This is a genomic window from Bacillus sp. FJAT-44742 (genome assembly GCF_002797315.1).
In the GTDB taxonomy this organism is placed as follows: domain Bacteria; phylum Bacillota; class Bacilli; order Bacillales; family Marinococcaceae; genus Thalassorhabdus; species Thalassorhabdus alkalitolerans.
The window spans coordinates 64,060-79,407 of the sequence record NZ_KZ454936.1 but is presented as its reverse complement, the minus strand read 5'-3'; the positions used below and the strand labels follow the sequence as shown (position 1 = coordinate 79,407).

General features: G+C 43.6%; 15 protein-coding genes. 2 read left to right on the top strand and 13 right to left on the bottom strand.

Annotation, left to right across the window (positions count from 1 at the left end):
• Positions 1-14 precede the first annotated feature (14 nt).
• Positions 15-1,757: an adenine deaminase C-terminal domain-containing protein gene (locus CEF17_RS00385; protein WP_100397811.1), complete on the bottom strand. Its 1,743-nt coding sequence runs from the start codon at positions 1,755-1,757 to the stop codon at positions 15-17.
• Positions 1,758-1,902: 145 nt separating this feature from the next.
• Here CEF17_RS00385 and CEF17_RS00380 point away from each other — a divergent pair, with 145 nt between their 5' ends.
• Positions 1,903-2,163, top strand: coding sequence for a YgaP family membrane protein (locus CEF17_RS00380; RefSeq protein WP_100397810.1), 261 nt, complete (start codon positions 1,903-1,905; stop codon positions 2,161-2,163).
• Between the two features lie 88 nt (positions 2,164-2,251).
• Positions 2,252-2,365, top strand: coding sequence for an EYxxD motif small membrane protein (locus tag CEF17_RS20930; RefSeq protein WP_332835271.1), 114 nt, complete (start codon positions 2,252-2,254; stop codon positions 2,363-2,365).
• Here the strand turns inward: CEF17_RS20930 and purD are convergent.
• The 12 genes from purD to purE all read right to left on the bottom strand — a co-directional run bounded on the left by purD (position 2,343) and on the right by purE (position 15,316).
• Entirely contained in the window at positions 2,343-3,602 is a 1,260-nt protein-coding gene (gene purD / locus CEF17_RS00375; RefSeq protein ID WP_100397809.1) for a phosphoribosylamine--glycine ligase, read from the bottom strand. The genes CEF17_RS20930 and purD overlap by 23 nt on opposite strands.
• A 62-nt stretch (positions 3,603-3,664) precedes the next feature.
• On the bottom strand, positions 3,665-5,206 hold the full coding sequence (gene purH / locus CEF17_RS00370; protein WP_100397808.1) for a bifunctional phosphoribosylaminoimidazolecarboxamide formyltransferase/IMP cyclohydrolase: 1,542 nt from the start codon (positions 5,204-5,206) through the stop codon (positions 3,665-3,667).
• Positions 5,207-5,301: 95 nt separating this feature from the next.
• Complete coding sequence (purN, locus tag CEF17_RS00365) at positions 5,302-5,889, bottom strand: phosphoribosylglycinamide formyltransferase (RefSeq protein WP_100397807.1); 588 nt, start codon at positions 5,887-5,889, stop codon at positions 5,302-5,304.
• On the bottom strand, positions 5,886-6,923 hold the full coding sequence (gene purM, locus CEF17_RS00360) for a phosphoribosylformylglycinamidine cyclo-ligase (RefSeq protein ID WP_100397806.1): 1,038 nt from the start codon (positions 6,921-6,923) through the stop codon (positions 5,886-5,888). Before purM ends, purN begins: the two co-directional genes overlap by 4 nt.
• Before the next feature lie 27 nt (positions 6,924-6,950).
• On the bottom strand, positions 6,951-8,372 hold the full coding sequence (gene purF, locus CEF17_RS00355; protein ID WP_100397805.1) for an amidophosphoribosyltransferase: 1,422 nt from the start codon (positions 8,370-8,372) through the stop codon (positions 6,951-6,953).
• Positions 8,348-10,576 carry a phosphoribosylformylglycinamidine synthase subunit PurL gene (gene purL, locus CEF17_RS00350; protein ID WP_100397804.1) on the bottom strand — a complete coding sequence of 743 codons (2,229 nt, stop codon included), beginning with the start codon at positions 10,574-10,576 and terminating at the stop codon, positions 8,348-8,350. The genes purF and purL overlap by 25 nt, the downstream gene beginning before the upstream one ends.
• A complete protein-coding gene (gene purQ, locus CEF17_RS00345; RefSeq protein ID WP_100397803.1) occupies positions 10,560-11,243 on the bottom strand; it encodes a phosphoribosylformylglycinamidine synthase subunit PurQ in 684 nt (227 codons plus the stop codon). The genes purL and purQ overlap by 17 nt, the downstream gene beginning before the upstream one ends.
• The gene (purS, locus tag CEF17_RS00340; protein ID WP_054635940.1) at positions 11,240-11,491 is read right to left on the bottom strand and encodes a phosphoribosylformylglycinamidine synthase subunit PurS; all 252 of its coding nucleotides are present in this window, start codon (positions 11,489-11,491) and stop codon (positions 11,240-11,242) included. Before purS ends, purQ begins: the two co-directional genes overlap by 4 nt.
• Positions 11,484-12,203 carry a phosphoribosylaminoimidazolesuccinocarboxamide synthase gene (gene purC / locus CEF17_RS00335; protein WP_100397802.1) on the bottom strand — a complete coding sequence of 240 codons (720 nt, stop codon included), beginning with the start codon at positions 12,201-12,203 and terminating at the stop codon, positions 11,484-11,486. The genes purS and purC overlap by 8 nt, the downstream gene beginning before the upstream one ends.
• Positions 12,204-12,292: 89 nt before the next feature.
• The gene (gene purB / locus CEF17_RS00330; RefSeq protein WP_100397801.1) at positions 12,293-13,588 is read right to left on the bottom strand and encodes an adenylosuccinate lyase; all 1,296 of its coding nucleotides are present in this window, start codon (positions 13,586-13,588) and stop codon (positions 12,293-12,295) included.
• 118 nt (positions 13,589-13,706) lie between these two features.
• Entirely contained in the window at positions 13,707-14,834 is a 1,128-nt protein-coding gene (gene purK / locus CEF17_RS00325; RefSeq protein WP_100397800.1) for a 5-(carboxyamino)imidazole ribonucleotide synthase, read from the bottom strand.
• On the bottom strand, positions 14,831-15,316 hold the full coding sequence (purE, locus tag CEF17_RS00320; RefSeq protein WP_100397799.1) for a 5-(carboxyamino)imidazole ribonucleotide mutase: 486 nt from the start codon (positions 15,314-15,316) through the stop codon (positions 14,831-14,833). Before purE ends, purK begins: the two co-directional genes overlap by 4 nt.
• Positions 15,317-15,348 lie beyond the last annotated feature (32 nt).

Here is a 15,348-nt window from a genome sequence, read left to right as displayed (position 1 = left end):
CTTACTTTTACAGTTTAACGCATAATCGAAGGAAAGAGTACACTTTTCTTATGAACATCGTAGATTCCTTTTTGAGTGACCCGGATATATGGCAAATGTGTGGAAGAAAAGAAGAGAACACTGTAAATAGGATCGTCATGAGGGTATCCTCGTTCCTTTAATGCTTGTTCCAACTGCTCATGCTGCTCCATGACATTTTCCATACATTCCAGTGACATAGCGCCAAACAGGGTCAAAGGCATACTCATAACTACCTCATCATTTTCAACCAGAAACATGCCGCCATTATGAGTTTTAAGCTCTTTAAAGGCACGGAGCATATCTTTTTTGCTTTTCCCTATAAGAACTACATCTCCAGTATTGGAATAAGTGGTAGCAAACCCCTGAACATTTGTTGCAAACCCTTTGATTACCGTGTTAATTCTCCACTTTCCATGACGGTCAATCATAATAAAATAACTTTCATCATGTTCTGAAGAAAGGACATCTTGCGTGGCATCCACAGTAACCTGATAAGGCTTCAAAATCACTGAGTTCACCAGTTCAAGGCCCATGGGCATGGAGAAAGTCAAGTCTTCCTCTGTTAGTGTCCAGTCCACTAAAAATGGATACACTCCATGCTCCTCCCAGGAGAAATGTTTATCTGGATATCTGCACTCTCCCTCGTAAAGGACCCACTTGCCTTTTGCTAAAACTGAGCTCGGCAGGGGATTTTCCATATCATCCAAAATATTCAAGTGAGCTATTCTTCCAGGCGCAATCATCCCAATTTGGTCGTCTATGGAGTAGTGCCTGGCGACATTGTAAGAAGCCATTTCATACGCATCAATTACAGGTACACCTTTTTCAATTGCAATCGCAATCATATTATCAATAACCCCGTTTTTGTAAAACGCCGGGGTAGATCCATCAGTGGTGAACAAAAAACGACTGTAATCTTTTACTTCACTCTCCTTAAGATCCTCCAAGATCTTTGGCAAATCAGGGCGGATGGACGAGTAACGCAATGAAGTAATCAGTCCCAGATCCAGCCTGCGAAGAACCTCTTCTCCCGTCATTGCTTCATGGTCGCTATTTACTCCAAGAACAGACAACTGTGTTAATGTCCTCTCAGAAGCTCCCGGAAGATGCCCTTCAATAGGCTTATTGAGCTCCTTTGTGTACTGCATCCAATGTAATATCGTATCATCACCGTTCATCACTTTCGGCCACCCTGTGAGTTCCCCTCCCTGCAGGACAAGAGGATGATCCAGCCATGCCTTCATGTTAGAAGGTGAAAATAAGGAATCTTCTTCCTCCATTTCAGTCTGTGCATCGTATCTGCACCACCAGAACATGCTCGTTGGCAGCTGGTCAAGCTCCTCTATCAAAGTAAGCGCTTTCTTTTTTTCAATATTCAAAAAGAAAAACATGTTGTCGTTAATAAGGGTCGTCGTTCCCCGTTTAGATGCATACTCAGCAAGGGTATGGGGATTATATAATTGAAACGGGTGAGCGTGGGGTTCTATATAGCCTGGTACTATGTATTTATCAGTACAGTCTACAATTTCGGTGTTCTTTGTATTAGCGGGAAAATCTTTCCCCACATAAACAATCCGGTCATCATAAATCCAAATGTTCCCCTTTAACCAATCCTTACGAGGACTGCTTAAATACGTAGCATTTTTCAAAACCTTTGTGGGAGGTTTCTCTTCTCTTATAACAGAAAGCTGCTCACGCAGCATTGGTTTCGTCCATCGAAAAAGCTGTGCTGCCATGTCCACCACCTGCTTTCAATTGTGTAAAATATCAAATTAGTTTTATGGGAATGTATGGTAGCATTATACCACATTTTCGTCCATTACCTTACGAAAGTGTGCCCTCATCTTATCATGTTCCCATATAGAAAGGAAGGTCTTTGTCATGAAATCCAACATAGGAATTTTGAATGCATTATGCAGAATCACTTGCGGATTAACAATACTGGCTTGGGCAACAGCTAAATTAACAAAGCGTTCGTCCAGTTCAATGTATTTGTTAGCTGCCATGATGGGAGCTATGAAGGTAGGAGAAGGGATTACTCGTTTTTGCCCGATTACAAAAATGGTTCAGGATACTGTACAGGAAGCTGACAGCCAAAGCGAAGGACAGACTGAAACCGGCCCTTCCATGAACCAGCTTTAATTAAAAAAGGGACCCGTTGCCGGGGCCCTTTTTTTGTTAAGAATGTTTGCCGGCTTCATGAGGAATCCTGATAGCAAGGAGTGATAATATGTTTAATGCTTACTGGGAATATGTCACCCATACATTATTTGTTTACTCAATGCTCATTGGTTCTCTTATGGCCGTTGGAGCTGTATTTGTTAAAAAGAAATACGTGAAATAGCTTTCTCTCCAATATCTTTTCGATAAAAAAGGTGTTGTTCTTCAAGTGTGCTAAGTTTTTTATACGTTCTTTGTTGGGCTTCTTTTAACGTTGGCGCTTTTTCTGCATGCAACAGCACACGGCCGCCTGAGGTAACCAGGCGGTCCTTTTCTTTTTTAACCCCTGCATAAAAAGTGTACTCACCTTCCTGAAGACCAGTGATCTCGTGTCCCTTTTCGTACGAACCTGGGTAGCCTTTCGCTGCCGCCACTACCCCCACAACAGCATCTTCCGTCCACTTGATATCCGGCTTATTCCCATCAAGTATGGAAAAGATGATTTCACATAAATCAGACTCCATTCTCGGTAAGACGACTTGTGTCTCAGGGTCCCCAAACCGTGCATTAAACTCAATTACCTTAGGCCCGCTGGTTGTCATCATTAAGCCTGCATATAGAATTCCTGTAAAAAACCGGTTTTCTTCGACAAGAGCATCTGCCATTGGCTGAAGAACTTCCTCAACTGCACGCTGAACCTCCGTTTCGTTAAACTGGGGTACCGGACTATAAGCGCCCATGCCGCCAGTATTAGGTCCCTTGTCTCCATCATAAGCACGCTTGTGATCCTGAGAACCAACCATTGGAACTACCGTATGGCCGTGAACAAATGCCATTAACGAAAGCTCCTCACCATCAAGGTATTCCTCAATGACCACCTGGGCGCCGGCTTCTCCAAATTTATCATCTAGAAGGATATCCCTAAGACTTGCGACAGCTTCTTCTTCTGTCATTGCCACAGTCACGCCTTTTCCTGCTGCCAGTCCATCGGCTTTAATAACAATAGGCGCTCCTTGCTTCTTCACATAAGCGACTGCAGCCGCATACTCTGAGAAAACCTCATAATATCCTGTCGGGATCTGGTACTTTTCCATTAATTCCTTAGCAAATGACTTGCTTCCTTCAATAAGAGCAGCTTCTTGAGTCGGGCCAAAAACAAGAACATTCTCCTGCTGAAGACGATTAACCAGCCCATCAAGAAGTGGAACCTCAGGACCAACAAAGGTCAATCCTATCTCGTTCTGTTTAGCAAACTCCACAATTTGATCCTGCTCATTTTCTTTAATAGGGACGATATCAGCTACATTGCTCATCCCTTCATTTCCAGGCGCCACGTATACTTTGGTTACTGTTTTACTTTGCGAAAATTTCCATGCAAGAGCGTGTTCACGTCCGCCGCTGCCAACCACTAAAACGTTCATTGCACTCACCCTCCTCGTTATCCCCTTACTAACCTCTTACTGCTCCACTACCTAATGCCTTCTTAATGTTTGAAATGACGCACTCCTGTAAAGACCATCGTTATGCCCAGCTCATTAGCTTTCTCGATGGATTCTTCGTCTCGAATAGAGCCTCCTGGTTGAATAATCGCAGTGACGCCTGATTTTCCTGCTTCTTCCACTGTATCCTTCATTGGAAAGAAGGCATCAGAGCCCATGGCACTTCCTTGAGCATTCTCCGCGGCTTGTTCAAGGGCAATTTTCGCAGAGCCTACCCGGTTCATTTGTCCCGCTCCTACTCCTACGGTTTTCTGGTCTTTTGCTAACACAATGGCATTAGACTTTACGTGCTTGACGACTTTCCAGGCGAGCTTTAGATCTTTCCATTCTTCCTCGGATGGCTCTCTGTTTGTTACAACTTTTATCTCTGCGTCTTCAAAGCCTTTTACATCTTCTTCTTGGACAAGGGCTCCCCCGTGCACTGTTGTAACTTTTCTTTGGGCTTCACTGCCTGGATCTTTCAGGTTAATCGTCAATAGGCGAAGATTTTTCTTTCCCGTTAGAATTTCCTTAGCCTTCTCTGAGAAAGAAGGTGCAATGATGATTTCAAGAAATATCTCTTTCATCTGCAAAGCAGTGTCTTCGTCCACTTCCTCATTCACAGCAATAATCCCGCCAAATATGGAAACAGGGTCTGCTTCATAAGCTCTTTCAAATGCCTCCTTAATAGTTTGGCCCACACCTACCCCGCAAGGGTTCATGTGCTTAATGGCAACAGCCGCCGGCTCATTAAATTCCTTTACAATGGACAATGCCGCATCTGCGTCATTGATATTGTTATATGAAAGCTCTTTTCCGTGAAGCTGTTCGGCATTGGCAATAGAGCTTTCCGGCCCTAGAGGCTGTTTATAAAAAGCTGCCTGCTGATGAGGGTTTTCTCCATAACGTAAATCTTGTTTCTTTTCGTATGTAACGGTATAGGATTCAGGGTACAGCTCTCCTGTTTCTTTTGTTAAATATGTGGAAATCATAGCATCATAAGAAGCGGTATGACGGAACACTTTTGCTGCCAGGCGCTGCTTTGTTTTGCTGCTGACTTCTCCAGTTTCTTTGATTTCTTCAAGAACGATCTCGTAATCCTCCGGGTCTGTTACAACTGTAACGTGGCGATGATTTTTGGCTGCTGCCCGAAGCATTCCAGGTCCGCCGATATCGATATTTTCAATGGCTTCTTCAAAAGTGGTTCCTTCTTTGGCGATCGTCTCTTTAAAAGGATATAAATTCACAATAACCAGATCAATAGGTGTAATATTATGCTCTCTTAATTGATCTAGATGTTCTTCTTTTTCACGCATAGCCAAGAGTCCGCCATGGATCGCAGGATGAAGGGTCTTCACTCTTCCATCTAATATTTCAGGAAAACCTGTGACTTCAGAAATCCCCGTAACCGGTACATTTGCTTCTTCCAATACACGTTTGGTTCCGCCAGTAGAGACTACTTCTACACCTTCCTGAACCAGCTTTTTAACAAAGGGTACAATCCCCTCTTTGTTCGAAACACTTACCAATGCTCTTTTTAAACTCATGTTGATGTCTAGCTCCCTTCATGACTTTTGAATAATACAAGTGAAAATGTTGTAAAAAAGAAAGCCCGAGTTGGGCTGAAAGATAAAAATATTTTTTAGTGATATTTACTTACATTTTGGCGTTCTAAAATGTTCTTCAAAGTTTGCGGATAGAGCCAGTGCTCTACAGTCTGAATAGCTTTCGTTACTGTCTCTCTATTGTCATCTTTCCCTATGACAATTGCTTCCTGGGCTATAATCGGGCCCGTGTCCATGCCATCATCAACAAGATGGATGGTGACTCCCGTAACCTTAACTGATGCTTGAAGTGCTTGCCCTATCGCGTCTTTTCCTGGAAAAGAAGGCAGCAACGAAGGATGGATGTTAACGATTTTCCCTGGATACTCACGCAAAAGTGTATCTCCAACTAAACGCATATACCCTGCCAAAACAAGAAATTCAACATCACGACTTTCTAGTTCCTCTAAAATAACCTTTTCATATGACGCTTTACTTGGAAAGTCTGAAGCCTGAAAAACAAATGTATCAATTCCAAGCTTCTCTGCCCTTTGCAGCACGATAGCATCCTTTTTATCGCAAACAACAAGCGCTATTGAAGCGTCCAGTTTTCCAGCATGAATGGCTTCTGCTATGGATTGAAAATTTGTGCCGCTACCTGAAGCAAACACGGCTAACGTTGTCACGAGGACACCCCCTGAATCTCTAAACCCTCTTTGTCTGTGACATTTCCAATCACATAAGCTTCTTCTCCCTGTTCTCTTACATGCTTCAAAGCTTTCTCAGCTTCCGCTTCACTGACACAAACAACATAACCGATTCCCATATTAAACGTTCCAAACATATCCTTTTCACTTAATTCGCCCTTTTCCTGAATAAAGGAAAAGATCTCCGGCCTTTTCCAGGAAGAAGGGTCAACTAATGCACCGCAGCCATTGGTAAGCATGCGGGGAATGTTTTCATAAAAGCCGCCGCCTGTCACATGGGCCATCCCTTTTATGTCCACCTTGTTCATCAAGCTTAATACAGGAGATACATAAATTTTTGTCGGCTCAAGAAGCTCCTCACCTAAAGAACGCTGAAAAGGGGCATACGTTTCATGCAGGGAGAGGCCTGAATTCTCAAGCAATACCTTCCGTACAAGGGAAAACCCGTTACTGTGAACGCCAGAAGAAGAAAGTCCGATCAGAACATCACCTGTTTGAATCTTCTCCCCTGTAATTAATTTTGACTTCTCGGCTACCCCTACTGAGAATCCAGCAATGTCGTACTCTTCTTCTTCATACATACCTGGCATTTCAGCTGTTTCGCCGCCAATAAGAGCTGAGTTTGCCTCTTTGCACCCTTCAGCCACACCTTTTACAATCGCTTCAATCTTTTCAGGATAGGCTTTTCCGCAGGCAATGTAATCAAGGAAATAAAGGGGTTCAGCTCCCTGAACCACGATATCATTTACGCACATAGCTACTGCATCTTTTCCGATGGTATCATGCTTGTCCATCATAAAAGCAAGCATGAGCTTTGTACCGACTCCATCTGTTCCCGAAATAAGGACAGGCTCCTTGTACGGTAAGGAAGAAAGATCAAACATACCGCCAAAAGCCCCTAAACCTCCCATGACCTCCGGACGCATTGTCATGTTGACATGTTTTTTCATTCGATTGACTGCTTCGTATCCAGCTTCAACGTCTACACCGGCCTGTTTATAAGCTTCAGACATTGTATAGGCCTCCTTGTCATTACAATCTTAACTGTTCAATACTTTATCATGAGGGTGAAGAGTATCCGGGTAAATTTCGGTCGGATAGTTTCCAGTAAAACATGCAAGACACTGGCCACAGCTTGAACTTTCCTGCTTGCGTCCAATTCCTTTTAACATCCCATCGACGCTCAAGAAGGACAAACTGTCAGCCCCCATCATTTCTCTCATCTCTTCAACCGAGTGGCTTGATGCAATGAGCTCCGACTTTGTAGATGTATCAATACCGTAAAAACAAGGGTGTGTAATTGGCGGTGAACTGATGCGCACGTGTACTTCTTTCGCTCCTGCATCCTTTAATAGCTTTACAATACGTCTGCTTGTTGTCCCGCGCACAATCGAGTCATCTACCATGACCACTCTCTTTCCTTCTACAATGCCGCGGACAGCAGAAAGCTTCATTTTCACTCCCTGTTCCCTAAGCTCCTGAGAAGGCTGGATAAATGTTCTGCCCACATAGCGGTTTTTTATGAGGCCAAGCTCATATGGAATGCCAGCTTCCTCAGCATAACCAATCGCTGCAGAAATGGACGAATCAGGTACGCCGGTTACAACGTCAGCTTCAACAGGCAGTTCTTGTGCCAATTGTCTTCCAAGGTTTTTCCTGGCACTATGGACATTAATCTCATCTACATTAGAATCCGGTCTGGCAAAGTAAATATACTCCATGCTGCAAATGCTCCGAGCAGAAGAGGAAGAGAAAATTTCTGAGTGCATGCCATCAGCATCAAAGGTTATAAGTTCTCCAGGCTGTACTTCACGTAAATATTCAGCACCCACAACATCAAAAGCACAGGTCTCAGAAGAAATGACAAAGCCTTCCCCAATTTTACCAATGGACAATGGGCGCAGGCCATTTGGATCTAAAGCAACCATCAGCTTGTTCTCTGTCATGACCGCAAAGGCATATGCTCCTTTAATCATGGATAAGGCATTGGTAACTTTGTCCTCCAGCCTTGGATACACGCTTCTTTTGACCAGGTGAGCGAGGACCTCCGTATCTGAAGTAGATTGAAAAATGCTCCCCTGTCCTTCAAGCTGATGCTTTAGCCCATTGGCGTTCACTAAATTCCCATTATGAGCAACAGCAAGACCGCCTGTTTGAGATTGAAATAGTAATGGCTGACAGTTTACAAGACCGCCGCCGCCCGCTGTAGCATAGCGGACGTGGCCGATAGAAGCGTGCCCCTCCAGTCTTTCGAGGTCTCCTTCTTTAAATGCTTCCGTTACTAGTCCTAACCCTTTGTGGATTGACAGCTTGTCCCCATCACTGACAACGATCCCTGCACCTTCCTGTCCACGATGTTGCAGACTGTGAAGTCCATAATAGGTAATCTGGGCTGCATCCTTATGATTCCAAACTGCAAAAACACCGCACTCTTCATTTAACCCTTTGATTTCACCAAGCATGGAATAGCTCCTTTCCAGGCCTCCTCCACTTTTTTCGTGGAAGCCTGCAGCACTACTTCTCCAGAATGTTGTTGTACCTTTAACATTGACTGACCGGTCACTTCACCAATTTGTGTACTGTTTCTAACAATTTCTTCGAATTTAGCTTTATCTTCAGGCTTCACACTTACAATAAATCTGGATTGACTTTCAGCAAACAACTGGATCACAGTATTTCCTTCGATTGTAACCTCAGCTCCTACTTCTGTGTTAATCACACTTTCCGCTAAAGCAATTGCCAATCCGCCTTCTGCCACATCATGGGCTGAAGCGATTACTCCAGAGCGAATCGCTTGTAACAGCTGTTCCTGTTGAAGCTTCTCTGTTTCCAAATCAATGTGAGGAGCTTTCCCGGAAATGGATCCATCAAGCATTTGCTGAAGTTCACTGCCTCCAAATTCTGCTTTTGTTTCACCAATTAAATAAATAAGATCTCCTTTATTTTTAAAGGTCTGGGTGGTGATATGAGAAAGATCCTCTATTAAACCAACCATTCCTACTACCGGAGTTGGGTAGACTGCACCTTTTTTCGTTTCATTGTAAAGGGAGACGTTTCCTCCAATTACAGGCGCATGCAGTTCACGACAAGCTTCACTCATCCCATCCGTGGATTTTTCAAGCTGCCAGAAAATCTCCGGGTTTTCAGGACTTCCATAATTTAAGCAATCAGTGACTCCAAGGGGCTCTCCCCCTGAACAAACAATATTTCTTGCCGCTTCTGCCACAGCTATTTTTCCGCCAGCTTCCGGATCAAGGTAAATATAGCGGGAATTACAATCAGTTGTCATGGCTAGAGCCTTGTTTGTATCTCTTACACGAATGACTGCTGCATCAGACCCCGGGTGAACAACGGTATTGGTCTGCACCATGTAATCGTACTGATCATACACCCACTCTTTACTGGCGATTGTAGGCCGCTTCAGCAATTGATAAAACGTATCTTCAATACTCTCAACAGCTGGAACGCTGAATTCTTTTTTCTGGAATCCCTTAAAATAAGAAGGTTCTTTAGATGGCTGATGGTACACTGGAGCATCTTCTGCTAATGCATCTACAGGCACGTCCGCCACTGTTTCGCCCTTATGAATTAAGCGAAGGTTTTTATCCTCTGTCACCGTACCGATTTCAGCTGCAAGAAGATTCCACTTTGTACAAATATCTTTCACTTCTTGTTCGTGTCCTTTTTTGACAACGAGAAGCATTCGTTCTTGAGATTCTGAAAGCATCATTTCGTATGGCGTCATATACAGTTCACGCTGTGGAACAAGGTCAAGGTTCATTTCAATCCCTGATCCGCCTTTGCTCGCCATTTCTGCTGAAGAAGATGTTAAGCCTGCAGCACCCATGTCTTGAATCCCGATCAAAGAATCCAGCTGAACAAGCTCTAAACAAGCCTCAAGCAAGAGCTTTTCCATAAAAGGATCTCCCACTTGAACTGCGGGTCTTTTGCTTTCCGATTCTTCACTTAACTCTTCAGAAGCAAACGTCGCTCCGTGGATGCCGTCTTTTCCTGTGCTTGCACCTACGTACATGACTGTATTCCCAGCACCCGCTGCTCGTCCTTTTTGAATATCCTTGTGGTCAATGAGGCCGACACACATGGCATTTACCAGCGGATTTCCTTCATAACACGGATCAAACTGAACTTCTCCTCCGACAGTTGGAACTCCCATACAGTTGCCATAGCCAGCAATCCCGGCCACTACTTCTTCAAATAAATATCGAACACGAGGAGAAGTAAGTTCCCCAAAACGAAGTGAATTTAACAAGGCAACCGGACGGGCTCCCATGGAAAACACATCCCGAAGAATTCCGCCGACGCCAGTAGCCGCTCCTTGATAGGGTTCAATTGCAGAAGGGTGATTATGGCTTTCGATTTTAAAAACTACCGCCTGCTCATCGCCAATATCAATGATTCCGGCCCCTTCTCCAGGTCCTTGCAATACTTTTTCACCACTGACCGGGAATTTTTTAAGGAGGACTTTGGAATTTTTGTAGCTGCAATGCTCGGACCACATGACGGAAAAAAGTCCCGTTTCTGTATAGTTAGGCAGACGACCGAGAATCTTTTCCACCATGGCAAATTCTTTATCTGTTAATCCCATCTCCTGGTAGACTTTATCTGCTTTAATTTGCTCTGGTGACGGCTCAAGAAGTAAGGACATGTGATTCCCTCCAGTTTTTTAACAAAGATTGAAACAGCGTTAATCCATCAGCGCTTCCTAATATTTCATTAACTGCTCGCTCTGGATGAGGCATCATGCCAAGTACATTTCCTTTTTCATTAGAAATGCCTGCAATCTGCTCTCTTGATCCATTGATATCACCCTTATAGGTAAATACAATTTGCTTGTTCTCTTTTAAACTTTCTAGTGTTTGCTCATCACACTCATAGTTTCCTTCACCATGAGCAACCGGAATGGAAACCACTTCTTTGTCCTTATACATCGAGGTAAACCACGTGCGGTTATTTTCAACAACTAGATCAGCCGGCCTGCAAATAAATTTAAGGTCTTTGTTTCTTTTCATTGCTCCTGGGAGGAGACCCGCTTCAAGAAGCACTTGAAACCCGTTGCATACACCTAGAACTGGTTTACCTGCTTCAGCTTCCTTAATAACACTCTCCATAATCGGCGCAAAACGGGCAATCGCTCCTGAGCGAAGGTAATCACCGTATGAAAAGCCTCCTGGAATTAAAATGGCATCATAATCTGCCACGCTCTTCTCGGTATACCAAACAAATTCAGCCTCTTCTTTTAATTCATCTTTAATGGCATGGTACATGTCTGAATCACAGTTTGACCCTGGAAAAACAATGACTGCAAACTTCATGAAGAGACAACCTCCTCAATTTCAAAGGAATAATCTTCAATGACCGGATTGGAGAGAAGTTTCTCACACATTTCCTTTACTCTTTCTTCAAGGTTTTCGCCGTTTTCTACAGTAAGCTCCATGAACTTCCCGACCTTAACTTCCTGCACTTCGTTGTACCCTAACGTATGAAGAGAGTTCTTTACAGCACTTCCTTGAGGGTCTAATACTCCGGACTTTAATGTAACGTAGACATGCACTTTAACCATGTTTTGCGCCTCCCAGTCTTTTTAATATCTCGCTGTAACCATCTTGAAGGTTCCCGATTCCAAAGCGGTATAGATCTTTATCAAATTTCTCTTTTGTATCTTTGTCCCATAAACGGCATGTGTCAGGTGAAATCTCATCAGCCAAAAGAACTGTTCCTTCTTGGGCCACTCCAAATTCCAGCTTGAAATCAACAAGCAGGAGATCATTTTCCAAAAAGTATGATTTCAAAGTTTCATTGATTTCAAGAGCCTGCTTTTTCAGTTCCTGTACTTGTTCCCCAGTAGCAGCCTGCAGCGCTCTGATGTGATCTTCATTAATGAGCGGATCTCCCAGGTCATCATCCTTGTAGTAAAATTCAACAATTGCAGGAGCCAGCTCTTCTCCTTCAGACATTCCGGTTCTTTTCTTCAAGCTTCCGGCAACAATGTTACGGACCACTACTTCAAGTGGAATAATGTCTGTCTTTTTCACTAGCTGTTCTGTTTCAGATAACCTTTGAACAAAGTGAGTCGCTATTCCGCTGGCATGCAGTGAATCAAATAAAATGCTTGAGATCTCATTATTCAACCGTCCTTTGCCTGTCATGTTGTCCTTTTTCTCACCATTGAACGCTGTTGCTTCATCTTTGTACTCTACCCATAAGAGAGAAGGATCGTCGGTTACGAAAAGCTTTTTTGCTTTCCCTTCATAAAGAAGACCTCTTTTTTCCACTGATGAACGCCCCTTTTTCCAAATTTCAAAATAAAAAGTCTATTTTTGCTGAAGGAAGCCTGGAACACTCCCTTCAGTCATAATATTTTCTATTCCAGGCCTACTCTTTTAAACAGCGTGTCTACCTGGCTTAAATGGTGGTTATAGTCAAAGCAGTCATCAATCTCTTTTTCAGTAAGAGCAGAGGTAATCTTTTCCTCTTGCTCCACGAGGGTGCGGAAAGGAACTCCTTTTTCCCACGCCTCCATTGCCTTAGGCTGAACTAAATCATAGGCTTCTTCACGGACCATCCCTTTGTTAATAAGAGTCAAAAGTACACGCTGAGAATAAATCAGTCCGAAGGTCTTTTCCATGTTTGCCTTCATATTTTCAGGGAATACAGTAAGATTTTTTACAATATTTCCGAAACGATTCAGCATATAGTTTAGGGCAATCGTGGAATCGGGCAATATGATTCGTTCTGCAGATGAATGAGAGATGTCTCTTTCATGCCATAAAGGTACATTTTCGTAAGCTGTCACCATGTGACCCCGGATGACACGAGCAAGGCCGGTCATATTTTCAGAACCAATAGGGTTACGCTTATGAGGCATAGCAGAGGAGCCTTTTTGACCTTTAGCAAAGAACTCTTCTACCTCACGGGTTTCACTCTTTTGCAGCCCACGGATTTCTACGGCCATCTTTTCAATAGAAGCGGCGATTAAAGCAAGCGTTCCGACGTAATGAGCGTGACGATCACGCTGCAGGGTTTGGGTTGAAATCGGTGCAGCCTCAAGGCCAAGCTTGTCACAAACAAACTCTTCTATAAATGGCGGAATGTTTGCAAAGGTTCCAACAGCACCTGAAAGCTTTCCAAACCGGACTCCCTCGGATGCGTGCTTAAAACGTTCAAGGTTTCTTTTCATTTCTTCATACCAAAGAGCAAGCTTGAGTCCAAAGGTTGTTGGTTCTGCATGCACACCATGTGTTCTTCCCATCATGACAGTGTACTTGTGCTCTTGAGCTTTATTTTTAAGTATATCGATGAAATTCTCCAGATCTTTTTGGATGATTTCATTAGCCTGCTTTAACAAATAAGAAAGTGCCGTATCAACAACATCTGTTGAGGTTAACCCGTAATGAACCCATTTACGTTCATCTCCGAGAGTTTCAGAAACCGCTCTTGTGAAAGCAACGACATCGTGGCGCGTTTCAGCCTCAATTTCGTGAATTCTGTTTACATTAAATCCTGCGTTCTCTCTAATTTTCTTTACATCTTCTTTTGGGATTTCACCAAGCTCTGCCCACGCTTCACAGGCTACAATCTCAACCTCTAGCCAGGCATTATATCGATTTTCTTCTGTCCAAATTGAGCCCATTTCCGGGCGTGTATAACGTTCAATCATGTGACTTCCTCCACTCTATCTCTCTTTTTACATGGTTTATAGAAAGATGACCATTCAGGTATCCTGGGTTGATCAGCTTTCCTTACTACTTTTCTCTATAATAAGCATACGCTCTTTTTCACTTATTCCAAAGCCCAAGGTTGCTGGTCCGGCCTAATGCCTCTTCCACACTCTCACCCATTACAGTAATGTGCCCCATTTTCCTCTGGGGACGAGCTTCTTCTTTTCCGTAAAGGTGAAGATGCACATCTCGAATGTCTTGAACGTGGTCTAATACCTTTGGAAGATCTTCACCTAAAATATTTGTCATAACCACTGGTTTTAAAAGATCTGTTTTCCCAAGCGGCAGACCGCAGATGGCACGGATGTGCTGGGCAAACTGTGACGTTTCACAAGCATTAATCGTGTAATGTCCTGAATTATGAGGTCTGGGAGCCAGCTCATTCACATAAATGGTATCTTCTTCTGTTAAAAACATTTCTACTGCCAGTGTACCGACGAGTTTTATATGCTCTGCGAGCTGAAGAGCTATTGTTTCTGCTTTGTCCTTAACCTGGGCTTCCACTCTTGCCGGTACAATCGTTTGGTGGAGAATATTATGTACATGAATGTTTTCTCCCAGAGGGAATGTTGCTGTTTCGCCGTTCGTACTCCGTGTAACGATCACAGAAATCTCTTTCTTAAATGGAATCCAGGCTTCAAGCACAAGCTCTCCTGATTCCTTTAAAGAGCTATAAGCCTTTTCAGCTTCTTCAGCCTGTTGAATGACCACTTGTCCCTTTCCATCATAACCGCCTCGGCAGGTTTTAAGGACTGCAGGAAGTCCTAATTCCTGGATGGATGCCTCCAGGTCCTCTAAAGAAGTAATCTCCTTATAAGGAGCGACTTCCACCCCTGCTTCTTGAATAGCTTTTTTTTCACGTATTCTATGCTGGGTGATAAAAAGAAGGTCCTTTCCTTGCGGAAGGTAGAGATGACTTTCTAAAAAACCTGCAGTGTCCGCTTCAATATTTTCAAATTCATAGGTGAAGACATCACAATGCTCTGCCATTTCCCTGGCACCCGACTGATCATCGTAGGAAGCAATAATCTCTACGTCTGCAATCTGCCCTGTTGGCGAATTCTTTTTCGGTTCCATTACAGCAATTTTGTATCCCATTTCCCTGGCAGATAGAGCCATCATTCTGCCGAGCTGTCCGCCGCCAAGTATCCCAATTGTTTGACCAGGTATAATCACTTTACTCATAGCGTGTCACTCGTTTCCAACACTGTATTCTTTATCTCTTCTCTTCGCTGCTCCAATCTTTCACTTACTCCCTCGTCAAATGCTCCAATCATTTCGGCCGCAAGAAGGCCTGCGTTCGTGGCTCCCGCTTTTCCAATGGCTACAGTTGCCACCGGCACGCCACCTGGCATTTGTACAATTGATAATAACGAGTCCAGACCATTTAGTGCTTTAGATTGAACAGGAACTCCTATGACTGGGAGAGAGGTCTTTGCAGCGACCATTCCTGGAAGGTGGGCTGCTCCGCCAGCCCCAGCAATGATTACTTTCAATCCTCTGCCTTTAGCGTGTTCTGCATACTCAAACATTAAATCAGGTGTTCTATGTGCGGAGACTACTTTTTTTTCAAACGGTATGTGTAATTCCTCGAGTATGGTACAGGTATGCTCCATTGTCTCCCAATCTGACGTACTTCCCATAATTACCCCGACTAAAGGTGCCACGAAGGTTCCTCCTTCATTTTTCACAATTAATT